At 61.0% G+C, this 22,593-nt stretch carries 18 protein-coding genes and 1 pseudogene; 13 read left to right on the forward strand and 6 right to left on the reverse strand.

Annotated elements, in window-relative coordinates; genetic code table 11:
- Positions 1-241 precede the first annotated feature (241 nt).
- Positions 242-2,419 (forward strand): malate synthase G, encoded by a 2,178-nt coding sequence (locus KZH41_RS28535; protein WP_263274094.1) that lies wholly within the window; start codon positions 242-244, stop codon positions 2,417-2,419.
- An 88-nt stretch (positions 2,420-2,507) separates the two neighbouring features.
- Here the strand turns inward: KZH41_RS28535 and KZH41_RS28540 are convergent, their stop codons facing one another.
- Positions 2,508-2,954, reverse strand: a complete 447-nt coding sequence (locus KZH41_RS28540) for a response regulator (RefSeq protein ID WP_094949489.1) — start codon at positions 2,952-2,954, stop codon at positions 2,508-2,510.
- Between the two features lie 246 nt (positions 2,955-3,200).
- Between KZH41_RS28540 and KZH41_RS28545 the strand changes: the two genes are divergently transcribed.
- The 9 genes and pseudogenes from KZH41_RS28545 (at position 3,201) to KZH41_RS28585 (ending at position 15,181) form a co-directional block, all read left to right on the forward strand.
- Positions 3,201-5,135: a putative nucleotidyltransferase substrate binding domain-containing protein gene (locus tag KZH41_RS28545; protein WP_263274095.1), complete on the forward strand. Its 1,935-nt coding sequence runs from the start codon at positions 3,201-3,203 to the stop codon at positions 5,133-5,135.
- On the forward strand, positions 5,132-5,839 hold the full coding sequence (locus tag KZH41_RS28550; RefSeq protein WP_263274096.1) for a PolC-type DNA polymerase III: 708 nt from the start codon (positions 5,132-5,134) through the stop codon (positions 5,837-5,839). The genes KZH41_RS28545 and KZH41_RS28550 overlap by 4 nt, the downstream gene beginning before the upstream one ends.
- 145 nt (positions 5,840-5,984) lie before the next feature.
- Complete coding sequence (locus KZH41_RS28555) at positions 5,985-6,503, forward strand: RNA polymerase sigma factor (protein ID WP_094949492.1); 519 nt, start codon at positions 5,985-5,987, stop codon at positions 6,501-6,503.
- Positions 6,500-7,495, forward strand: a complete 996-nt coding sequence (locus KZH41_RS28560; RefSeq protein ID WP_242153070.1) for a FecR domain-containing protein — start codon at positions 6,500-6,502, stop codon at positions 7,493-7,495. Before KZH41_RS28555 ends, KZH41_RS28560 begins: the two co-directional genes overlap by 4 nt.
- 142 nt (positions 7,496-7,637) lie before the next feature.
- Entirely contained in the window at positions 7,638-10,460 is a 2,823-nt protein-coding gene (locus KZH41_RS28565; protein ID WP_263274097.1) for an acyltransferase domain-containing protein, read from the forward strand.
- Positions 10,461-10,606: 146 nt separating this feature from the next.
- Positions 10,607-13,050 (forward strand): annotated as a pseudogene (locus KZH41_RS28570) (TonB-dependent siderophore receptor).
- Positions 13,051-13,112: 62 nt separating this feature from the next.
- A complete protein-coding gene (locus KZH41_RS28575; RefSeq protein ID WP_094949496.1) occupies positions 13,113-14,216 on the forward strand; it encodes a PepSY-associated TM helix domain-containing protein in 1,104 nt (367 codons plus the stop codon).
- On the forward strand, positions 14,213-14,395 hold the full coding sequence (locus KZH41_RS28580; protein WP_094949497.1) for a hypothetical protein: 183 nt from the start codon (positions 14,213-14,215) through the stop codon (positions 14,393-14,395). The genes KZH41_RS28575 and KZH41_RS28580 overlap by 4 nt, the downstream gene beginning before the upstream one ends.
- Positions 14,396-14,551: 156 nt before the next feature.
- The gene (locus tag KZH41_RS28585) at positions 14,552-15,181 is read left to right on the forward strand and encodes a glutathione S-transferase (RefSeq protein WP_094949498.1); all 630 of its coding nucleotides are present in this window, start codon (positions 14,552-14,554) and stop codon (positions 15,179-15,181) included.
- 129 nt (positions 15,182-15,310) lie between these two features.
- On the opposite strand, the gene creD is transcribed toward KZH41_RS28585, so the two are convergent.
- Genes creD through KZH41_RS28605 form a run of 4 tightly spaced genes read right to left on the reverse strand, consistent with a single transcriptional unit; the run spans position 15,311 to position 19,341 of the window.
- Complete coding sequence (gene creD, locus KZH41_RS28590; RefSeq protein ID WP_263274098.1) at positions 15,311-16,672, reverse strand: cell envelope integrity protein CreD; 1,362 nt, start codon at positions 16,670-16,672, stop codon at positions 15,311-15,313.
- A gap of 51 nt (positions 16,673-16,723) precedes the next feature.
- Positions 16,724-18,163 carry a two-component system sensor histidine kinase CreC gene (creC, locus tag KZH41_RS28595; protein ID WP_263274099.1) on the reverse strand — a complete coding sequence of 480 codons (1,440 nt, stop codon included), beginning with the start codon at positions 18,161-18,163 and terminating at the stop codon, positions 16,724-16,726.
- On the reverse strand, positions 18,163-18,831 hold the full coding sequence (gene creB / locus KZH41_RS28600; RefSeq protein WP_263274100.1) for a two-component system response regulator CreB: 669 nt from the start codon (positions 18,829-18,831) through the stop codon (positions 18,163-18,165). Before creB ends, creC begins: the two co-directional genes overlap by 1 nt.
- A 9-nt stretch (positions 18,832-18,840) precedes the next feature.
- On the reverse strand, positions 18,841-19,341 hold the full coding sequence (locus tag KZH41_RS28605; RefSeq protein ID WP_263274101.1) for an ATP-dependent zinc protease: 501 nt from the start codon (positions 19,339-19,341) through the stop codon (positions 18,841-18,843).
- 291 nt (positions 19,342-19,632) lie between these two features.
- Between KZH41_RS28605 and KZH41_RS28610 the strand changes: the two genes are divergently transcribed.
- Positions 19,633-20,532, forward strand: coding sequence for an acyltransferase (locus KZH41_RS28610; RefSeq protein ID WP_094949503.1), 900 nt, complete (start codon positions 19,633-19,635; stop codon positions 20,530-20,532).
- Here the strand turns inward: KZH41_RS28610 and KZH41_RS28615 are convergent.
- Positions 20,529-21,101 carry a DUF2780 domain-containing protein gene (locus KZH41_RS28615; protein ID WP_242153090.1) on the reverse strand — a complete coding sequence of 191 codons (573 nt, stop codon included), beginning with the start codon at positions 21,099-21,101 and terminating at the stop codon, positions 20,529-20,531. The two genes, KZH41_RS28610 and KZH41_RS28615, sit on opposite strands and share 4 nt — an antisense overlap.
- Positions 21,102-21,252: 151 nt before the next feature.
- On the opposite strand from KZH41_RS28615, the gene KZH41_RS28620 reads away from it, so the two are divergent.
- Both KZH41_RS28620 and KZH41_RS28625 read left to right on the forward strand, forming a co-directional pair.
- A complete protein-coding gene (locus KZH41_RS28620; protein ID WP_094949505.1) occupies positions 21,253-21,879 on the forward strand; it encodes a sigma-70 family RNA polymerase sigma factor in 627 nt (208 codons plus the stop codon).
- Positions 21,876-22,553: an anti-sigma factor domain-containing protein gene (locus KZH41_RS28625; protein ID WP_094949506.1), complete on the forward strand. Its 678-nt coding sequence runs from the start codon at positions 21,876-21,878 to the stop codon at positions 22,551-22,553. The genes KZH41_RS28620 and KZH41_RS28625 overlap by 4 nt, the downstream gene beginning before the upstream one ends.
- Positions 22,554-22,593: the final 40 nt, after the last annotated feature.

The raw sequence follows: 22,593 nt of genomic DNA on the forward strand, positions 1-22,593 counted from the left end.
CAAGGTGGACTCGTGAGCCCTCGAAAACAAATCGTGTACCATTTTTATATTTATCTGGAACAATCGAATAGTTTTTTGAGAACATCCGGTACTCCGCTGTGACCGTACGACCAAAGTGGGTCGCTAAACGACGTATTTAGTCTAATTTTCACAACCGCAAGTCATCATGTAGTATGCCCAACCGTGCACTACATAATGAAAATCTGAAAAAGCGCATAAGCTCCGCAGAGTGAGGCAAGCAATGACTGAACACGTTCAAGTCGGTGGCCTGCAGGTCGCCAAAGTCCTGTTCGACTTCGTGAACAACGAAGCCATTCCCGGCACCGGCATTACTGCCGACCAGTTCTGGGCCGGCGCCGACAAGGTCATCCACGACCTGGCACCGAAGAACAAAGCCCTACTCGCCAAACGCGACGATTTCCAAGCGCGGATCGACACCTGGCACCAGACGCATGCCGGCCAGGCCCACGACCCGGTGGCCTACAAAGCCTTCTTGCAAGACATCGGATACCTGCTGCCAGAAGCCGCAGACTTCCAGGCCTCGACCCAAAACGTCGATGACGAAATTGCCCGCATGGCCGGCCCTCAGCTGGTGGTGCCGGTGATGAATGCCCGTTTCGCCCTCAACGCCTCCAACGCGCGTTGGGGCTCGCTGTATGACGCGCTGTATGGCACCGACGCCATCAGCGAAGCCGGCGGCGCCGAGAAGGGCAAGGGTTACAACAAGGTCCGTGGCGACAAGGTCATCGCCTTCGCCCGTGCGTTCCTCGACGAAGCGGCGCCGCTCACGGCGGGCAGCCACGTCGATTCCACCGGCTACAAGATCGTTGATGGCAAGCTGATCGTCAGCCTTAAAGGCGGCAGCAACAGCGGCCTGCGCGACGATGCCCAGTTGATCGGTTTCCAAGGCCCAGCGGCCGAGCCGATTGCAATCCTGCTGAAACACAACGGCCTGCACTTCGAGATCCAGATTGACGCCAGCACCCCGGTCGGCCAGACCGACGCCGCCGGCGTCAAAGACGTGCTGATGGAAGCTGCGCTGACCACCATCATGGACTGCGAAGACTCCGTCGCCGCCGTCGATGCCGACGACAAAGTGGTGATCTACCGCAACTGGCTCGGCCTGATGAAGGGCGACCTGGCCGAAGAAGTGGCCAAGGGCGGCAAGACCTTCACCCGCACCATGAACCCCGACCGCGTCTACACCGGCGTGGACGGCCAGGACGTGACCCTGCACGGCCGTTCGCTGCTGTTCGTGCGCAACGTTGGCCACCTGATGACCATCGATGCGATCCTCGACAAAGACGGCAACGAAGTGCCTGAGGGCATTCTCGATGGCCTGCTCACCAGCCTGGCGGCGATCCATAGCCTCAATGGCAACAGCAGCCGCAAGAACAGCCGCACCGGTTCGGTGTACATCGTCAAACCGAAAATGCACGGCCCCGAAGAAGCGGCGTTCACCAACGAGCTGTTCGGCCGCATCGAAGAAGTGCTGAACCTGCCGCGCAACACCCTCAAAGTCGGGATCATGGACGAGGAGCGCCGTACCACGGTCAACCTCAAGGCCTGCATCAAGGCGGCCAGCGAGCGCGTGGTGTTTATCAACACCGGTTTCCTCGACCGTACCGGCGACGAGATCCACACCTCCATGGAAGCCGGCGCGATGGTGCGCAAAGCGGCCATGAAAGCCGAGAAATGGATCAGCGCCTACGAAAACTGGAACGTTGATATCGGCCTGAGCACCGGCCTGCAAGGGCGTGCGCAGATCGGTAAAGGCATGTGGGCGATGCCCGACCTGATGGCGGCGATGCTCGAACAGAAAATCGCTCACCCACTGGCTGGCGCCAACACCGCGTGGGTCCCATCGCCGACGGCGGCAGCGCTGCACGCATTGCACTACCACAAGGTCGATGTGTTCGCGCGTCAGGCCGAACTGGCCACGCGCGAGCGTGCGTCGGTGGACGACATCCTGACGATTCCTCTGGCCAGCAACACCGATTGGTCCGACGAAGAAATCCGCAACGAACTGGACAACAACGCCCAAGGTATCCTCGGTTATGTGGTGCGCTGGATCGACCAAGGCGTAGGCTGTTCGAAAGTGCCGGACATCAACGACGTCGGCCTGATGGAAGACCGCGCTACCCTGCGCATCTCCAGCCAGCACATCGCCAACTGGTTGCGCCACGGCATCGTCAACGAAGCCCAGGTGATGGAAAGCCTCAAGCGCATGGCGCCGGTGGTAGACCGTCAGAACGCCGGGGATGCGCTGTATCGCCCGCTGGCACCGGATTTCGACAGCAACATCGCGTTCCAGGCGGCGGTGGAGTTGGTGATTGAAGGGACTAAGCAGCCTAACGGTTACACCGAGCCGGTGTTGCACCGCAGGCGTCGTGAGTTCAAGGCTAAAAACGGCCTGTAAAAGAAAAGGCCCTGATCGCGAGATCAGGGCCTTTTTTACTAAGTTGTGTAGCGATTGGACTGGCGCTTTCGCGAGCACAGCCAAAAAATCAGGAAGCCATGCCCAACTCGCGCTTGACCATCTTCGCCAGCTTCACGCTATCAATCGGCTTGAGCAAAAAGTCCACCACGCTCAAATGCATTGCATCAATCACATCCGGCGCTTCGGCGTCCCCCGACATGATGATGATCGGCAACGCCGCGCGCTCGGAACTGCGCACTTTCTCGATCAATTTAAGCCCGTTGCTGGGCTCCATGCGCAGATCGGTAATCAACAGGCCAATGGAACTGCTGGATTCCAACAAATCCCACGCCGACTCACCACTGTCGGCGGTCATGCAGCGAATGCCGTCCAGGCCCAGGATCTCCGCCAGTAGTTCGCGCGCGTCCTTGTCATCATCAACAATCAACACGCGTTGTGGCGGTAGATCGGGCTCCAGCATCACGGCGCTCAGCGCCTCGCGCTCGGCATCACTCAAAATATCGTGGTCGGACATACGTTTCTCAGCAGTTCTCATCAATCTCGCAGCACACTCGTCAGACATCTGCGGAAGTGCGAACAATGTGCACTTCGTCGGAAAGTTTGCCTAGTGGGCGTTCTACGGGGTTTGGACGATAGTCGTGTAAGGTTTTTCCCTATTCGTGAATGGATTTACCGCTACCTAGACTTACGTCCAATGGGCACCCAGGGCACGGGGGCCGACCATAAAGAACGATAACGACAAGAAACTGCGGTCACTGTTATGAGTAAAGCTGATGCTTTCACGCAGGCGGGAAAAACTGCCGTGTTGCAGAACATCCACGGCACCCTGCAATTCCTGCAACGCTTTCCCCCGTTCAACCAGATGGAAAACGCGCACCTGGCGTTTCTGGTCGAACAGTGCCAATTGCGCTTCTACGGCCAAGGCGACAGCATCCTCACGCCGTCGGGCGGGCCGGTGGAGCACTTTTACATCGTCAAGCAGGGCCGAGTCGTCGGCGAACGCCCGCTGCTGAATCAAGATGCGACCGAAACCACCTTCGAAATCGCCACCGGCGAGTGTTTCCCCCTCGCCGCACTGCTGGGCGAACGCGCCACCCGCACTGAGCACAAAGCCGCCGAAGACACCTTCTGCCTGCAACTGAACAAGCCGGCGTTTATAAAGCTGTTCGCGCTTTCGAGCCCGTTTCGCGACGTTGCCCTGCGCGGCGTCAGCAGCCTGTTGGACCAAGTGAACCAACAGGTGCAGCAAAAAGCCGTGGAAACCCTCGGCACCCAATACTCATTGAACACGCGCCTGGGCGAATTGGCCATGCGCCATCCGGTCACGTGCAGCCCGAACACACCGCTGCGCGAGGCGGTGACGCTGATGCATGAGCAGCAGGTGGGCAGCATCGTGATCGTCGACGAACACAAGGCGCCTCTGGGGATTTTCACCCTGCGCGACCTGCGCCAAGTGGTGGCCGACGGCACCAGTGACTTCAATCAGGCCATCGCAGGCCATATGACCCAGGCGCCGTTCTATTTGAGCCCGGACCACAGCGCCTTTGACGCCGCCATTGCCATGACCGAGCGGCACATCGCCCATGTGTGCCTGGTGAAAGACCAGCGCCTGTGCGGCGTGGTGTCTGAGCGCGACCTGTTTTCCCTGCAGCGGGTGGACCTGGTGCACCTGGCCCGTACCATCCGCAACGCGCCACGGGTGGAACACCTGGTGGCGATTCGCGGTGAAATCGGCCAACTGGTGGAACGCATGCTGGCCCATGGCGCGTCCTCCACCCAGATCACCCATATTATTACCCTGCTCAACGATCACACCGTGTGCCGGGTGATCGAGCTGACGTTGGCCGACAAAGGCGACCCCGGCGTGCCATTCAGTTGGTTGTGTTTCGGCAGCGAAGGCCGCCGCGAGCAAACGCTGTTTACCGACCAAGACAACGGCATCCTGTTCGACGCCAAGGACGCCGCCGAAGCCGACGAGATTCGCGGCCGCTTGTTGCCCCTGGCGCAGCAAATCAACCAGAGCCTGGCGTTGTGCGGCTTCAGTTTGTGCAAGGGCAATATCATGGCCGGCAACCCCGAGCTGTGCTTGTCGCGGGCCGAATGGGCGCGGCGCTTCGGGGCATTTATCCGTGAGGCGACGCCGGAGAACCTGCTGGGGTCGAGCATCTATTTCGATTTGCGCGTGGTGTGGGGCGATGAACAGGGTTGCGAGCAATTGCGCCAGGGCATTCTCGATCAGGTCGTGGATAACCGGCTGTTCCAACGCATGCTGGCCGAGAACGCCTTGCGCCAGCGCCCGCCGGTGGGTCGCTTCCGGGACTTTGTGCTGACACGCAAAGGCGGCGAAAAAGCCACCCTCGACCTCAAGGTGCAGGGCCTCACACCCTTTGTCGATGGCGCACGCCTGCTGGCCCTGGCCAACGGCATCCACGCCAACAACACCCTGGAGCGCCTGCGCCAATTGGTGGATAAAGAGGTCATTGAGCGATTGGACGGCGCCGCATACGAAGAGGCCTACCACTTCATCCAGCAAACCCGCATGCAGCAGCACCAGTTACAAACCCGCGAGAACCAGCCGTACTCCAACCGCGTTGACCCCGACAGCCTCAACCACCTGGACCGGCGCATCCTGCGTGAATCCCTGCGCCAGGCCCAGCGCCTGCAAAGCAGCCTGACCTTTCGGTATCAGCTGTGAGCTTGTTCGACTGGCTGCGTACGAAAAAGCCTGGCCTCGACGCGGTCCAACAGCGGCGCCTGGAGCAATTGCCCAAACCCGCAGTGCTGGGCGACAACGCCTTACGCAGCCAGCGTTGGGTAGTGGTCGACCTGGAAACCAGCGGCCTGAACCTCAACCGTGACCAGGTGTTGTCCATCGGCGCCGTAGTGATTGAGGACGGCGCCGTGGATTTCTCGCAAATGTTCGAGCGCACCCTGCACCGAGCCGAAACAAAACTCAGCCCCAGCGTGCTGATCCACGGCCTCGGCCCCAGCGCCATCGCCGCCGGCAGCGACCCGGTCGAGGCGCTGTTGGACTTCATGGCGTTTGTTGGCGACAGCCCACTGCTGGCTTTCCACGCGCCGTTCGATCAACACATGCTGTGCCGGGCACTCAAGGACAGCCTGGGTTATCGCCTCGCCCATGTTTTTTTGGACGTTGCCGACATCGCCCCGCTCCTCTGCCCCGAAGCGAATATCCGTGAAGCCGGGCTGGACGACTGGATCAGCCACTTCAAGCTGCAGGTGGGTGAGCGCCATCACGCCAGCGCCGATGCCCTGGCCACGGCGGAGTTGATGCTCATCCTGTTTAGTCGTGCGCGCCAGCAGCACATCGACTCCCCGCAAGCGCTTCAGGAGCGCTTGAGCCAATGGAAACGGCGTAAACAAGCGCCCGGTTTCTAGCGAGACGCGCAGCGTCCAGTGAGGCATTCCCATGCAGAGCGTGGGAATGATCGCCCGACAGACGCCAATTGCGCCCACTGCCTGCCTCTGACACAATCGCGAATAATTCTCGTTAGTTTAAACCTCTCTTTTATTCGGTGATGCCTTGTCGTCGGTCCAAAACCCACACAGTGAGCTTGTTGGCGCGTTGTACCGCGACCATCGTGGCTGGCTGTTGGCGTGGTTGCGCCGCAACGTGGCCTGCCCGAGCCGCGCCGAAGACCTCAGCCAAGACACCTTCATGCGTCTGCTGGGCCGTGAAGAGCTGCGCGAACCCCGCGAGCCACGCGCGTTTCTGGTGGCGATCGCCAAAGGGTTGTTGTTCGACTACTTCCGGCGCGCAGCCCTCGAACAGGCCTACCTCACCGAATTAATGCTGATCCCGGAAAGCGAACACCCTTCACCGGAAGAACAGCACCTGATCCTCGAAGACCTCAAGGCCATCGACCGCCTGCTCGGCAAGCTGTCGAGTAAGGCCCGCGCCGCCTTCCTCTACAACCGCCTCGATGGCCTGGGCCACGCCGAAATCGCCCAGCGCCTCGGCGTTTCAGTGCCGCGCGTGCGCCAATACCTGGCCCAGGGCATTCGCCAGTGCTACATCGCGCTGTATGGCGAGCCGTTGTGACCGCGATCAGTTCCAAACCGGTCTCGGCCCGTGTGCTGGATGCTGCGATTGCCTGGCAACTGTCCCTCGACTCGGGCGATGGCAGCGTTGTGGAACAGGAAGAATTCGCCAAATGGCTGGCCAGCAATGACGAACATGCACGCGCCTGGCGCCAGTTGGGCATGCTCGACCAGCGTTTCAGCGCGGCCGCAGGCCCGGCGCGGGCGGCGTTGTTGCAGTCACGCGAGGGCATTCGCCAGCGCGTGCGCAAGCTTGGGAGCGGCTTGGCGAGTATCGCGTTGGTGTGCGGCCTGGCGTTGTTTGCCGGCGAGCGTTACGTGCCGATCCACTACTGGCTGGCCGACCAACGCACCGCCACGGGCGAGCAGCGCACGCTGAAACTGACGGACGGCACTCTGATCAACCTCAACACCCACAGCGCCATCGACGTGCGCTTTGATGAAAAACGCCGGCTGATCGTGCTGCAGGAAGGCGAAATCCTTGTCGAAACCGGCCACAACGATGCCCGCCCGTTCTATGTCCAAACCCGCGACGGCAGCCTGCGGGCCCTGGGCACGCGGTTCATCGTAAAACGCGAAGACGACGCCACGCGCTTGAGCGTGCTGCAGTCCGCCGTGGCCGCCCAGCCAGGGGCATTGCACACGGAACAGATTTTCGAACAAGGCCAGCAAGTGCTGATGCGCAGCCACGGCCTCGGCCCTGCGCTTGCCGTCACCCACGCCGCCGACGCCTGGACACGCGGCATGCTGGTGGTCGACAACGCCCGCCTGGGCGATGTGGTCAAGGAACTCAGCCGCTACCGCAGCGGCTATTTGGGTGTGGATAAAAGCGTGGCCGACCTGCGCATCACCGGCAGCTTCCCGCTGCACGACACCACGCTGGCGCTGAATGCGCTGCTGCCGACCTTGCCGGTGCAGATCGAGCAGCACACGCCGTGGTGGACCAAGGTTATCGCAGGGCCAGCGCAAGGTGGGTCCATCAGCCATAACTGAATTAGGGTTATTTCGAAATAGTCCAAAGAACTGTCATATCTCACAGATCCGCACCACCCTCTTTTGCCATCCAATGAGCCTTCGTTTTTTCCAGCATGACGCTGGTAAAAGCGTTCCCTGTTAGGCTAACGAGGATGGTTCCATGTCAACCCAACTAAACATCTCACGTCAGAGCTACGTCTTCGCGTTTCCCGGCCAAGGCAGCGATCCTTGTGGTGCGCTGACCGAGTTGTATCAATGCGTTCCTGAAACCAGGCACCGAATTGACACCCTTCTGGCAATTATCGAAAACGAGGCTGCGCAGTACGAACCCGAGCCAAAACCTGGGCTTGTAACGCAAGTACTGCTGACCCGGGATCACATCCCTCTGCCTTCCGGCATCGCGCAGTTGGCGCTGTATGGCGCGGCCGTGGTGCTCAATCAGTTGCTTGAGGATGCAGGTGTTCGTCCGACGTTGATCCTGGCGCAAAGCTTCGGCGAAATTGCGGCCAGGGTCTGTGCCGGAGTGCTCGACATTGCCCAGGGCGCCCGCGCGGTCTGTGCTCTCAACGACGCCTACCGCGCCGAAGAGGGACGAGGCACCATGCTGCTGATCAACCTTTCAGCGCAGGCCACTCAAGCACTGCTGGACCGTTTCCCCGCGTCGAACCTGGTGCTGGGCTCCGTCAACGCGCCGGCACAATGCATCATCAGCGGCGAGACGGCAGACCTTGAACACCTGCTTGCCCACCATGACGACAGCGCGCATCCTTTGCGGCCGGTCGCGATCGCCTACGCCTCACACTACCCCCATCACCAGGAAGTTGCCCGGCGCCTCCTCGAGAACCTACAACCGCTGACAGCCAAACCCTTCAACACACCGATCTACTCAACCGTGCTGGGACGTCGCTATGAGGCCACGGACGACCTGCATGAAATGTTTACCCGGGGCGTCACGCAACCGACCAACCTGCCCCACACACTGGCGCAACTGCCGACCGACGAACACACCGTGTTTATCGACCTCGGGGTGAACAGCGGCATGTCGATGTGCATACGCAAGAGCTTGCCACCTGCACAGACGTACGCACCGCTTGCAGAACCCATCGAAACCCTGCACCACTTGTTGCTCAAAGCGCCGACTGAACAGGCCGCGGTCGCGGCTTTGCGTGAGTTGGCCAATGGCCCCGTCGACGCTCAGGCACACGCGCAAATGGCCAGGATTTTCAGCGACCGGCAGCTCCATCCCCGCGCCAACCAGAGCTTCCACGACGGGCATCGACAGACCTACCAGCGCTTGCAACATTTGATGCGCCAGCTGCCCGAAGGCATTCACGCGTTCAAACAACCGCAACTGTTGATGGCCGTGGCCAGCCATGCGGCGATTAGTGACCCCTCGTTGTTCATGGGATGCGTGATTCAGCAGGGGCTATGCATCGGCACACTCCTGGCGTTCGAGCAGGATCACCCTCATGCGGCAACGTGGCGCCGCGAACTGGAGGCTGGCGAAACCCTGGGGGTTTACGCACTGACCGAGATAGGGCACAGCAACTCCCATATGGGCGCGTGTGTCGAGGCAACCTTCGACGCCGACACGCGTACCTTTGTGCTGAATACGCCAAACAAGGCGGCCTTGAAATTCGCCAACGTGGGTATCAATAACCTGAACAAGGTCGGCGTGGTGTTTGCCCAAGTCATCGTGCAAGGCCAGCACTGTGGCGTATTCGCTTTTGTGCTGCCAATGAGTGATGCCCAGGGCCCGCGCCCGGGTATTTCAATGTCGTCACCGACAGAAATTCGTGCAGTGCCACTGGATTACGGCCTGGCAAGCTTTGATCACGTGCGTCTGCCCTTCGATGCGTGGCTTCGCGATGGCGCCTCGATCAGCGCATCCAACCAGTTCCACGACCCGCTGGGCAGCACCGACCGACGCCTGATTCGCTCACTGTTCGCGCCCAAAAATGTATGGGCAATGGTCGGTGTCGGCTTGAGCTCGGTGATGCTGGCTTGTTCCACCCTGGCCCTGACCCATGCCAACCGCCGCACCACGCAGGCGCGCATCGGCAACGGCACCAGCCTGCTGGCGTTTCGCACTCAACGCCGCGCGCTGTTCGGTTGCCTGGCCACCGCGTATGTCATGAAATGCTTTGCCAATGACTCCGCGCGCCTGTGGATTGAAGGCACGGCCAGTCAGGCGTCGCTGCAAGCTACCGGCACAGGCGATGTGACGTGGACACCGTGGGCCGCCATCAGCCAGACCCTGGCGCTGACCAAAGCGCTCTGCGCCCCCGCCGCCGAAGCACTGGCGACAGAATGCCGCTTGCGCTGCGGGGTGGCCGGTGCGCTTAACCTCAATCGCTTCGCCGACTACGAAGGCATGGCCAAGATCTATCAGGATGCCGGTGGCAATAACCGCATGATCCTGCTGGACGCGGCCAAGGTCTTGATCGGCCAGCCCTTGAGCGAACCCACCCCGCCAGACCCACAAGGCAAGCTGGATGATGCCGAGTATTGGCTGGCCATGACTCACACCTTGGAGTACCGCTTGCTCAAGCAGGTTGCCGACCATGTTGCCCAGCACCGTGGCGAGGGAGAAGACGACATGCAGATCTGGAACTCGCAATTGATGATCGTTGCCCGCGCGGGTGAGGCCTATGCCCACCGCCTGGCCATCGAGAGCGCAGTCCGGGCCGGCGACTCACTGGCCCAAGGGCTGGCCAAGGAACTGGCAAGCGCGTTGTGCGGCCTTTACGTGTTGGAGTACCTGAACAAACACGCGGCCTGGTTCATCAGCGAAGGCCTCATGGACATTGCCCGCTACCGCGCGCTTGAGCAACGGCTTGATACGTTGAGCGATTTCCTGACCACACACGTCGAGCTGCTGATCGAAACCTTCGGCCATGGCGAAGCCACGCGCGCTGCGATCTCCAATGTCGACGATTACCCTGAGGCATTGGCCGACAAACTGCAGTGGGCCGTCGGCTGAGAACCCCCGCTATCCTGAGCCCTGAGGGCCATGCAGTTCGAACAGTTGTGAGCATTCACAGATTTATTTTCGCTTGGCCCTATCACTTTTTGATTCTCGCTCGGCACCTAGGCAATTGAGAAATGTTTCCATTCAGGAGCCGTCCTATGTCCCGCACGCTAGACACCTTGTTGCGCCCCAGCCTGTTGGCCGTGGCCATTGCCCTCAGCGCCCCACTGGCCAGCACCGCGCTGATCGCCGCCGAACAGGCTTCCAGCGTGCGCGCGTACAACCTGCCGGCGGCACCATTGGCCAGCACCCTGAACCAGATCGCCAGCCAAGCCGGTCTTGCGTTGACGCTTAATCCTTCGCTGGCATCGGGCAAGACCTCGGCACCGGTCAAGGGCCCGTTCGATGCGCAAGGCGCGTTGCGTGAGGCGCGTTGCGTGAGGCGTTGCGGGGGACTGGGTTGCAGTTGGAGCAAAGCAGCGCGGGGACTTATTCCCTGGTTGCGATTCCTGACGGGGTGGTTGCATTGGCCGAGACCAGCATCATTGCTCAAGGCAACACTGAAAGTGCATGGGGGCCGGTGACTGGCTATCTGGCGACACGCACCGCAGCGGGCACCAAGACCGATACAGCACTGGTTGAAGCGCCGCGCTCGATCTCCGTCGCCACCCGCCAGCAGATGCAGGACCGCAACGTCCAGAACCTCGATGACGCGGTTAAATATATGCCCGGCATCGTATCTTCCAGCTACGGCAGCGACACCCGTTACGACTGGATGCGCGTGCGCGGTTTCGAACCCACGCAGTTCCTTGACGGCCTGCCACTGCCACGCGGTGTGTATGCCAACCCAAAAGCCGAAACCTGGAACCTCGATCGTCTCGCCCTGCTGCGCGGCCCGGCTTCGTCGGTCTACGGTCAGACGCCACCGGGCGGCCTGCTGGACATGGTCAGCCGCCGCCCCAACGAGGAATCGAGCCATGCTATCCAGCTGCAATACGGCAGTGACAACTACCGCCAGATCAACTTTGCCAGCACCGGCAAAATCGATGATGAAGGCCAGTTCCTGTATGGCATCAGCGGCGTAGTGCGCGATGCCGACACCCAGGTCGATCACATCGACAACAAGCGCTATAACATCGCGCCGAGCCTGACCTGGAATATTGATACCGACACCAAGCTGACTTTCCTGTCGCAGTTCACCCGTGACGATACGGGTGCCACCAGTCAGTTCTTGCCGATTGTGGGTACCAAAATCGACTCTGCGCTGGGCAAAGTCTCGCACCACAAAAACCTGGGCGACCCGGATTACGAGTTCTACGACCGCACCTACTACGCGCTGGGCTATGCCTTCGAGCATCGTTTCAACGATACCTGGCAGTTCAAGCAGAACCTGCGCTATACCAAGTCCGAGCTGTCATTCCAGCAACTGACCGTGGGCGCCTTCGGCTATTATCCGGTTGATGCAGCGGGCAATATCGACCGCACCTCGACCAACGTGGACGAGAACATCGGCCAATTCGCGGTCGACAACAATTTCCAAGCCGACTTCTCGACCGGTGATGTCACCCATACTCTGCTACTGGGCCTGGACCACCAGCGCACCGACACTTCTTACCTGTCGATCTATGGTGGCGCTGGGCGCGTCAACATCTTCAACCCCGTCAACACAACACCGGTAGTGCGTCCGGCACGCGCCGATGCTTACTACGACTATAACCAGAAGACGATACAGACCGGCCTCTATGTGCAAGACCAGATGGCTTTGGACAAATGGCGCCTGACCCTCGGCGGGCGTGAAGACTGGGTGCATCAAGGCACGACCTACTTCAACAAGAACGACGCGACCAATACCGACCGCAGCAAAAACTTCAGTGGCAACGCGGCACTGAGCTACGTGTTCGACTCGGGCTTTGTGCCATACCTGTCCTACGCCGAATCTTTCCAGCCCGCCAGCAATGCCAGTGTTGACCCGCTCAAGTCGTACAAGCCCACCGAAGGCAAGCAATGGGAACTGGGGATCAAATACCAGCCGCCCGGCTCAAACACTTTGCTGAGTGCGGCGGTGTATGACCTGACTCAGAAAAACGTGCTTGTCTCTAGCACCGGCGCAGGCGGCCAGTCTGTCACCGACCAAACCGGCGAAGTGAAAGTCAAAGGACTGGAGCTGGAAGCCGTATCCGACGTCACCGAAAACCTCAAAGTGATCGCCGCGTACACGCTGGCAAAATCCGAAGTGCAAAAAGGCAGCTTCAAGGGCAACCGCCTGCAGTTGATGCCAAACCAGCAAGCCTCCCTGTGGACCGACTACACCTGGCACAACGGTGTACTCGATGGTTTCGGCATCGGCTTTGGTGCCCGCTACACCGGCAACACCTATGGCGACCAGGCCAACACATGGCTGGGTAAAGCAAATGCCTACACCGTGTTCGACGGTGCCGTGCATTACGATCTGGGCAGCCTCGACAGCAGCCTCAAAGGTGCCTCGTTGAAACTCAACGCCACTAACCTGTTCAACAAGGACTACATTTCCACCTGTGATGCTTCCTACTGCTACTTCGGCGACCAACGCAGCGTAGTCGCCAGCGCCACCTACCAGTGGTAATCGGCTGAGTTAATAACCAGGCCGTCCTTCGGGGCGGCTTTGGTGTGTCTGAAGGTTCGAAAATGAAAAGCAAAACCATCCGCCACTGGTCCTTCATCCACACCTGGACCAGCCTGATCTGCACGGTGTTCCTGCTGCTGCTCGCCCTCACCGGCCTGCCGTTGGTGTTTCATCACGAGATCGATCACCTGCTGGGCAACGAGCCCGAACTCCAGCAGATGCCTGCCAACACCCCACAGCTGAACCTTGAGCAACTGGTGGCCAAAGCCCAGGCGCATCGCCCGGGTGAGGCGATGCAATACCTGGCGTGGGACGAGGACGACAAGAACGGCGTGATCGCGATCATGGCCGCGACGGCCGGCACCGAACCCAACGCGTCCCACACCTTCATGCTCGATGCGCGCACTGGCGAAGCCGTGGAAACGCCGGCGGCCAATGGCGGGCTGACGCTGTTCCTGCTGCGCCTGCATGTGGACATGTTTGCCGGCCTGCCGGGCAAGTTGCTGTTGGCGTTCATGGGCCTTCTGTTTGTGGTGGCGATTGTTTCCGGCACGGTGCTGTACCTGCCGTTCATGCGCCGCGTGAAGTTCGCCACTGTGCGCCAGGACAAATCCACTCGCCTGCGCTGGCTTGACCTGCACAACCTGATCGGCGTGGTCACACTGACCTGGGCGCTGGTGGTGGGCGTGACCGGCGTAATCAGTGCCTGCGCCGACCTGATCATCGCCGCGTGGCGCCAGGACAGCCTCAGCGCCATGATCGAACCGTACAAAAACGCGCCGCCGCTGACCTTGCGTGCACCGGCTACCGAGCTGCTGAGCATCGCCGCCAAGGCCGCGCCCGGCATGCAGCCAGACTTTATCGCCTTCCCCGGCACGCGCTTTTCCAGTGAGCACCATTACGCCGTGTTCATGAAGGGCAGCACGCACCTGACCTCGCACTTGCTCACGCCGGTGCTGATCGACGCCAGCACCCTGGCCGTCACCGCTATCGCCGAGCGGCCGTGGTACATGGACGCCATGGGCATGTCCCAGCCGTTGCACTTCGGTGACTACGGCGGCATGCCGATGAAGATCCTCTGGGCGCTGTTGGATGTGCTGACCATCATCATGCTGGGCAGCGGCGTGTACCTGTGGATCGTGCGGCGCAAGGCGGCCCAGGTATGAAGCCGCGCCAGTCGAATTTTTGGAAGGTGTTTGGCATACCGCTGGGGATTGGCGTGCTCAGCGCGGCCGGGTTGTTTGCCGCGTTGCTGGGGGATGGGCTGTGGGATTCGCTCAGTTGGGTGGGGTTGGGGGTTCCTGCTGTCATTGGTGTTTGGGCGTTATTTAAGCGGCGCGGCTGAGGGCGCTATCGCAGGCAAGCCAGCTCCCACCTTGAAATGCATTCCCCTTGTGGGAGCTGGCTTGCCTGCGATGAGGCCGCCAAAAACACCCACCCACCACTCGCCAGCCACCGAGCAACCCACTAGGCTAGCCACTGCCCATTTCGAGGAATGCCCATGTCCGCGCCCAGCATGACCTTGTTTCACAACCCGGCCTCACCCTTTGTTCGCAAAGTCCGCGTGCTGCTGATCGAGACCGGCCAGCAGGACCGTGTGGCGCTGCACGGCTGCATGCCGACGCCGGTCAACCCGGATGCGCAGCTGGCTCGCGAAAACCCCGTGGGCAAGATCCCGGCCCTGCGCCTGGCCGACGGTTCGGTGCTGCACGACAGCCGGGTGATCCTCGACTACCTGGACCACCAGCATGTCGGCAACCCGCTGATACCGCGCGACGGTTCCGCCCGGTGGCGCCGCCTGACCCTAGCCTCGATGGCCGACGGCATCATGGATGCCGCCGTGCTGGTGCGTTACGAAACCGCCATGCGCCCGGCAGAAAAGCACTGGGCCCAATGGCTCGATGAGCAGCGCAACAAAATCCGCCGCGCCGTCGCCGAGTTGGAGAAAGAGGCGATTGCCGAGTTGGCCAGCCGCTTCGACATCGCCTCCATCAGCGTGGCCTGCGCGCTGGGTTACCTGGACTTCCGCCACCCTGACCTGCAATGGCGCACGGCTAACCCCAAGCTTGCCGATTGGTACGCCGAGGTCAGCCAGCGGCCGTCGATGTTTGAGACCCAGCCGCCGGTCTAGCCTGCCTTGAGGCAAGCCCGCTACCTGTGGCAAGCGGGCTCGCCACAGGGAGCCCATTTACCACAAAAAACAGCGCGTTAATTTTGCCTATCAGCTGCGCCCTCACCTGCTGATCTTCGCGCAACCCGATCATTGCACCTCCTCCAGATCAAACTGCACCTTGCGCTTGCCCACGCCATACCAATCCAGCTTGCGCGTCAGCACCATCACCGTGCCCAGCAGGCCGAACAGCAACAGCGAGCCCATCAGCAGCGCGTAATCCTCGGCGCTCAACAGCCCGTACAACAAGCCATACAACGCCGCCAACCCTGCCGAAAAGCCCAGTCCATGGGCGATGCTGCGCAGCACATGGCACACGTAAAACCCAATCAACAACACACAGGCACTCGCCGACAACAGGTACGCCAGGCCAAAGCCAATGTGCTCGGACAACGACAACAACAGCAGGTAAAAGAACGCCAGGGCAAAGCCCACCAACGCGTATTGAATCGGGTGCACCGCCAGGTTTTTGAGCACCTCGAACAGAAAGAAGCCGGCGAACGTCAGGGCGATAAACAGCAGCGCATATTTGATCGCGCGGTCGCTCTTGAGGTACTGGTCCACCGGGTCGATAAAGCGCACGCCGAAGCTGCGGCTGTTGAAGTCGTCACACACCTTGTCCCACTCGCAGCCGCGCAGGGTTTCTTCCAGGTTGGTGGCGAAGAACGTGGTCTGCCAATGGGCGCTAAAGCCTTGAGCCGTGACCTCACGCTGAGCTGGCAAAAAGTTGCCGACAAAGCTTGGGTGCGGCCAGTTCGACGCCAGTTTCACCTGGCTGGTCTTGCCCACCGGCACCACTTGCATCTGCTCGGTGCCTTGCAGGCGCAGGTCAAAGGCGAAGTCAAACGGGGCTGGTTTTTTGCTGTCTTGCTCGGGCAGCATCACGTGCACGCCCTCGCCCAGCCAGGCCACTTGAGAACCGGGCGCGAACTCCAGGCGTTGGCTGCCGAGTTCCAGCTTCAGCGCATTTTCGATGCCGCGAATGTCACTGATACCCACCGCCAAATACGCCGGTTCAAAACGATAATCGGCAAAGTTTTCCGTGATGCCCAACTGCGCAGGCAGCTCAAAACGCCCACTGATGCGGTTGTCTGCATGGAACAGCCGCGCCTGGTAAATGCCCCGCGAGCGCAGCTCGGTTTGCACCTTGCCGTCGAGTTCAAACTGCTCCGGCAAGAAATACAGACGACCGCGCACTTCACTGACTTGCTCGTAGCGTTCGTTGAGCTTTTCATTGAGCTTCCACTCACGGACGGTCTTGCGATAGGGCACTACCATCACCGGGCCGGTGAGGCGCTGGCTGTAGCTTGAGCTGCGGGCGATGTCCATCAATACGCCATCGCGCATCTGCTGGCGGTCGCTGATGATGCCGCTGATCATCAGCAACGGAATCAGCAACAGCAGGATCAGCAGCGCAATCGCGCCAAGTTTGAAAAGCAAGCTGCGGTTCATGGGTCTCTCCCTGTTTTGATGGGCAGAGCGTGAACCGCGCGTATGGGAGATTTATGTGGGCAATGTGGAGACTGTGTGGAGATGCAGCACCACTTGCACGCCGCCTTGCACATTGCCGATCTGCAGGGCGCCGCCGTGCAGCTTCACCACTTCTTCGACAAAGTTGAGGCCAAGGCCGGTGCTTTTGCGCCCGCTGGTCGGGCGTGGCAGGGAGTAAAAACGCTCACTCAGGCGCGGCAAGGCGTAGTCGGGAATCGGCGCGGCCTGGTTGAACAGGCTCACCTGCACGTCGTTGTGCTGGGTGTGCGCACTGAACCTCAACGTGCCACCGGGTGGCGTGAAGTCCAGGGCGTTATCCAGCAGATTGCCCAAGGCCTGGCGCAGCAGGAAAGGCTCGCCGAACACTTTCACATCCGCGCCAATCGCCTGTTCGACGTGTAACCCGGCGCCTTCGATTCGCGCGCATTGGGCCTTTAGCACCTCGTCGACCAAGGCGGCCAACGGCATGCTGATTTGTTCTTCCAACCCCTGGCGCTGTTCCACTTGGGCCAGGTTTAGCAGGCGCTCGATCAACTGCTGCAAGCGCGCGCTTTCACTGTCGATATTGCCGACGAAACGCTGCTGCTGCTCGCGGGTCATGTCACCCTGCAACAACTCCGCCGCGCCACGAATCGCCGCCAGCGGGCTTTTCAATTCGTGGGTCAGGGTGTGCACGTAATGCTCGACGTAGGCCTTGCCTTCCAGCTGCGTGCGCATGTGCTCCACAGCGGTGGACAGTTGCTTGAGCTCGCCGCCACGATAATGCGGCAACTCGGCACGCCGGCCTTCGCTAACGGCCTGCGCATACGCCGTGAGCCGGTGCAGCGCACCGCTCAGCCACCAGGACAACAGCGCGCCGAGCAGCAGGCCGAGAATCACCAACCCTGCGCCGTACCACAGCAGGCGATGCTCGGTGCGGTCGACATAGGGCTGCAACGAGCTGTTGGGCTTGGCCACAGTGACTACGCCGATGATCTGGCCGTTGTCGCGGATCGGCGCGCCCACGTGCATCACCGACGAGTTGGGGTCATCCAGTTCGCTTTTGGTCGAACGGGCGCCGTACTCACCGCGCAGGGTCAGGTACACGTCGTTCCACTTGGAGTAGTCCTGGCCCACCGCTTCGCCCGTCGAGTCGAGCAACACGATGCCCTTGGCGTCGGTCACGTAGATACGGTGGTTGACCTGGTTTTTCGGCAGGCCCCAGATGGTCGCGCCCGGTTGGCGGTTGCCATAGGCCTTGAGCAACTCTGGCCAGTGGCTCTGCCCAAGGGTGCCGTTCTTGACGTCCAGCCGCAGGATTTCAGCCAGCAGGTTGGCGGTATCCACCAGGGTTTCTTCGGTGGACTGGCGCACGCCGGGGCGGATTTCCTTCATCACCGTGTTGAGCACGAAGTAGCCGGTCAGGCCGATAAACAGCGCGTACACCAGGAAAATCCGCAGCCCCAGGCGCATCAGCTGTGGCTCGGGCTATAGCTGTAGCCCAGGCCACGATGGGTCTGGATCGGCTCGGCATCGGCGGCCACGCTACGCAGTTTGCTGCGCAGGCTTTTGATATGGCTGTCGATATTGCGCTCGTAGCCAGCGTCGGCGGGCACGCCCACCGCATCGAGCAATTGCTCGCGGCTGAATACGCGCTCGGGTTGCTCGAGCAGGCTTTGCAACAGACGGAACTCATGACGGGTCAGGATCAAAGGCTGGCCGCGATAATGGATCTGCATGCGCTCCAGGTCCACCTGAAACACGCTGGGCGCAACACCTGGGCCGACGCGCTTAAGGATCGCCCTGACCCGCGCCGCCACTTCCCGTGGGCTGAACGGTTTGACCACGTAATCGTCGGCGCCGATCTCCAGGCCCACCACCCGGTCAATCTCAGCATCCCGCGCACTGAGGAACATCACCGGCACTTCGCTGAAACGGCGCAATTGCTTGCAGGTTTCAAAGCCGCTGATGTCGGGCAGGCCGATGTCGAGAATGATCAGGTCCGCCGGCGTCTGGCGTTGGTGGGCCAGCGCCTCCTGGCCGAGGCTCAGCCAGGTGGTGGTAAAGCCTTCGCCTTGCAGGGCGAAAATCAGCGTGTCGGCTATCGCCGCTTCGTCTTCGACAATCAGGATATGCGGCATGTGGGTCCGTCAGCAGTCCGGTTTGTCGGCAGTGTAACGACGCGCCGGGTTCACCGCTGCGCCAAATTCACGCAGGGCTTTGGCGCCGATCAGCAGCGGGTAGTTGAAGCTGCTGCGGTCGGTGAGGTTGACCTCCACGGTGCGTTTGACGTTGCCCAGGCACATCTCCAGGTCGATGACCGGGCGCTTGGCCACGGTGGCTTCGTCCTTGTCCTCATCTTCGTCGGCGCGGCTCTTGATCTTGCTGATGCGCGAGACTTTGTGTTCGTAGACCTTGTTGGTGGTGTCCTTGCCGCCGAGGCGGAAGCGCACCCAGTCGTCGCCATCGCGGGTGAAGGTGCCGATGTCACGGGCCGACAGCGAAGCCGTCAGTGCGCCGGTGTCCATCTTGGCCTTGAAGGTTTCGCCGATCTCCGGCAGCTGGATGTATTCGTAGCGACCGTAGAGGGTCGGTTCGGCAGCCATGACCGGCAGAGCCACCAGGGCGAACGCAGCAAGGAGCAATTTCACGAAGTGATTTCCTCGAAATAAGTAGGCGGATTCTAGACCGCAAAAGCAGCACTTAGTTAGCCCCGCCATCAGCAGCTCGTTCCCACGCTCTGCGTGGGGATGCAGCTTTGGACGCTCTGCGTCTGCTTTTAAAGGCTTGACGCAGAGCGTCACTGGCGGCATTCCCACGCAGAGCGTGGGAACGATCAGCATAGCCTTCACATTGTGAAACATTCGTGCGGCGATTTGCGATTTGGCCTCTAGACTCAGCTTGCTTATCATGGCCCGCCCACAGGATTCCAAGAGTTACTTATGCGCCGCCTGCTCACCGGCTGTTTCGTCACACTGCTGTTATTGCTCAACACCCTGGTGCTGTTCGGCCCGTTGATGGTGTTTGCCCTGCTCAAGCTGGTGGCCCCCGGTCGCTATCGCGACTATGCCTCCTGGGCGGTGATGTGGATCGCCGAAACCTGGGCAGAAATCGACAAGCTGATCTTTTCGCTGTGCATCCCAACCCAATGGGAGATCCGCGGCGGCGGCGACCTGCGCGGTGACACGTCCTATCTGGTGATCAGCAACCACCAATCCTGGGTCGACATTCCGGCCCTGATCCAGGCGCTCAACCGGCGCACGCCGTTTTTCAAATTCTTCCTGAAAAAGGAGCTGATCTGGGTGCCCTTCCTCGGCCTGGCCTGGTGGGCGCTGGATTACCCGTTCATGAAGCGCTACACCAAGGCATTCCTGGCCAAGCACCCGGAACTGGCAGGCCAGGACCTGAAAATCACCAAAGAGGCCTGCGAGCTGTTCAAGCGCCAGCCGGTGACGGTGGTCAATTACCTGGAAGGCACGCGGTTCAGCGCGGCCAAACACAAGCAGCAGGCGTCGCCGTTTGCCCGGTTGCTCAAGCCCAAGGCGGGCGGCGTGGCGTTTGTGTTGGCGGCAATGGGGGAACAGCTGGACGCGGTGCTTGATGTGACCGTGGTCTATCCATCTCAAAAGCAGCAGCAAAAGATTCCGGGGTTCTGGGATTTGATCAGCGGCGCGGTGCCAAAAGTGATCATTGATATCCGCACCCGCGAGCTGGACCCGGCGTTGTGGCAGGGCGATTACGAGAATGATCCGGCCTTTCGCCAGACCGTCCAGAACTGGGTGAACCAGCTCTGGAGGGAGAAGGACGCGCGCATCGCTCAACTGCGCGCGGAACGTATTTAGCTGCCAGTGCCCCAGGCCGAGGCCAGTTTGCCCAGCACCGACTCGTTGGCGCCCTGACCACCCAGGTATTGCAGGATCACCGGCGCAAACTTGCCGATCATGCTGTTATCCATGCCCAGCGCGCTGAACGCGGTGTTCAGGTCGCTGGTGTTCTTGACGTTACCCAGCAAGCCGTCCAGGCCGCTGGTCTTGCTGCCGCCGCTCTGGCCGAGCATCCCGCTCAAGGCGCCAAGGCTGCCCAGGGAGTTGCTCCCCGACAGTTGATCCAAGCCGGGCACGCTCTTGCCCAGTTGCGAATAATCGGTGCCGCTCAGTTTATTTTTGGCCAGCCCCAGCATGGCGCCGGTGCCGCCGACGGCTTGTTCGGGGGTGACGTTCAGTTGCGACGTCAGGGCGCTCAGCAGGCCGGCGGTCTGGGAACTCGGCGCTGCGGCAGCCGCCTTGTTATTGCTGCCCTGAGCGCCGGAGACGGCATTGGCCACGTCACCGAGGCTGAAACCTGCGGCAAATACCGGGCTGGCAGCCACGGTCATCAGGCAGGACAGGGCAAAACCGCGTGAAATCTTCATCAAGACAACCTCTGAATGTAGGAGCTAAAAGCAGGCGTTGGACTGACGGTCCAGAAGGAATGTTCCCACCTAGAGATTAGTTCAGAAAAAGCTGCATCCAAATCACCCGCCCGCGCGTATATCGAACATGCGCCGCCCGGAGTTGGATGGAATGAATGCTCAAGCTGGTCTACCCTCTGCCTACCGTGCGCAGTCCCGTCGCCCTCGTTCGAGAGCCTGGAGAAGCCCTATTTCCATCAACGATGCTGATCTATTGCGGCCCTTGCTGGCCCAGTGCGCCCTGGGCAACCGCCAGGCGTTCGAAACCCTTTACCGCAGCGTTTCGCCACGTCTTCACGGTGTTGCATTGCGCTTCATGGGCCGCGCCGACCTGGCCGAAGAGGTGCTGCAGGAAGCCTTCGTGCGTATCTGGTACAACGCCTCACGCTACGAAGCACACCTGGCGGCGCCCATGACGTGGATGGTCAACATCACCCGCAACCTGGCCATCGACCAATTGCGCAAACACCGCGAACAGCCCTTGGCCGACGGCCAGCAGGACGCCCTGCTCGACGACAGCCCCAGCGCCCACGAGCAACTCAACAACGAACGCGAAGCGCGCGCCCTCAACCGCTGCCTCGACACGCTCGACGGCATGCAGCGCCAATCAGTCACCGTGGCTTACTTCCAAGGCCTGTCGTGCTCGGAGTTAGCCGAACATTTGGCGGCGCCTTTGGGCTCGGTCAAATCCTGGATTCGCCGCGGCATGGAGCGCCTGCGCAGGTGCCTTGAATCATGAACTACCAAACCACCGCCCTGCGCCGCGCCCTGGCCGCCGATTACGCCATTGGGCTAATGCCTGCGACCGCTCGTCGGCGCTTCGACGCCCTGTTATTGGAAGACGCCGCACTGCGCGTCGAACTCGGTCATTGGCAGGATGCGCTCGCCAGCCTGACCGGCGCCCTGCCCGAGCGGCCGGTGCCCGATCACGTGTGGGCAGGCATCAAAGCGCGGATTGAGCCGCAGGTGCTGCATGTGCCGGCGAAGAAACCGTTCTGGATGAGCTTTCGTGTGCTAGCGGCTGCCTGCGCGGTGGTCGTCGCAGTGCTGGTGGGTGTGCTTTATCAGCGTGATATCGGCGCCGAGTACAACGCCACGCTGATCGCGGCTAACCAACAACCGGCGTTGCAGATCCAGGCATTTGGGGATCACCTGCAAGTTGAGCCGTTGACGTTGGCGGCGGTTGAGCCGACGCGTGCACTGGAACTGTGGGCCATTGCGGCCGGCGGCAAACCGATTTCTCTGGGGTTGGTGCCCAGCTCGGGTAAAGGCCGAATCCAGTTGAGCAAGGAACAGCAAGCATTGTTGGCCGCACCGCTGACCCTCGCCGTCAGCCTGGAGCCTGCAGGCGGCTCGCCGACAGGCCAACCCACCGGACCGGTGCTCTATCAAGGCGCACTGGCCTCTCGCTGACACCACATAATCCCTGTGGGAGCTGGCTTGCCTGCGATAG

The sequence above is a fragment of the Pseudomonas sp. YeP6b genome (assembly GCF_025642995.1).
Lineage (GTDB): Bacteria > Pseudomonadota > Gammaproteobacteria > Pseudomonadales > Pseudomonadaceae > Aquipseudomonas.

Excerpts from the sequence above, each read along its gene's own strand:
- KZH41_RS28535 (WP_263274094.1), top strand. The coding sequence starts at position 242 with ATGACTGAACACGTTCAAGTCGGTGGCCTGCAGGTCGCCAAAGTCCTG.
- KZH41_RS28540 (WP_094949489.1), bottom strand. The coding sequence starts at position 2,954 with ATGTCCGACCACGATATTTTGAGTGATGCCGAGCGCGAGGCGCTGAGC.
- KZH41_RS28545 (WP_263274095.1), top strand. The coding sequence starts at position 3,201 with ATGAGTAAAGCTGATGCTTTCACGCAGGCGGGAAAAACTGCCGTGTTG.
- KZH41_RS28565 (WP_263274097.1), top strand. The coding sequence starts at position 7,638 with ATGTCAACCCAACTAAACATCTCACGTCAGAGCTACGTCTTCGCGTTT.
- KZH41_RS28575 (WP_094949496.1), top strand. The coding sequence starts at position 13,113 with ATGAAAAGCAAAACCATCCGCCACTGGTCCTTCATCCACACCTGGACC.
- KZH41_RS28580 (WP_094949497.1), top strand. The coding sequence starts at position 14,213 with ATGAAGCCGCGCCAGTCGAATTTTTGGAAGGTGTTTGGCATACCGCTG.
- KZH41_RS28585 (WP_094949498.1), top strand. The coding sequence starts at position 14,552 with ATGTCCGCGCCCAGCATGACCTTGTTTCACAACCCGGCCTCACCCTTT.
- creD (WP_263274098.1), bottom strand. The coding sequence starts at position 16,672 with ATGAACCGCAGCTTGCTTTTCAAACTTGGCGCGATTGCGCTGCTGATC.
- creC (WP_263274099.1), bottom strand. The coding sequence starts at position 18,163 with ATGCGCCTGGGGCTGCGGATTTTCCTGGTGTACGCGCTGTTTATCGGC.
- creB (WP_263274100.1), bottom strand. The coding sequence starts at position 18,831 with ATGCCGCATATCCTGATTGTCGAAGACGAAGCGGCGATAGCCGACACG.
- KZH41_RS28610 (WP_094949503.1), top strand. The coding sequence starts at position 19,633 with ATGCGCCGCCTGCTCACCGGCTGTTTCGTCACACTGCTGTTATTGCTC.
- KZH41_RS28615 (WP_242153090.1), bottom strand. The coding sequence starts at position 21,101 with ATGAAGATTTCACGCGGTTTTGCCCTGTCCTGCCTGATGACCGTGGCT.
- KZH41_RS28620 (WP_094949505.1), top strand. The coding sequence starts at position 21,253 with ATGAATGCTCAAGCTGGTCTACCCTCTGCCTACCGTGCGCAGTCCCGT.
- KZH41_RS28625 (WP_094949506.1), top strand. The coding sequence starts at position 21,876 with ATGAACTACCAAACCACCGCCCTGCGCCGCGCCCTGGCCGCCGATTAC.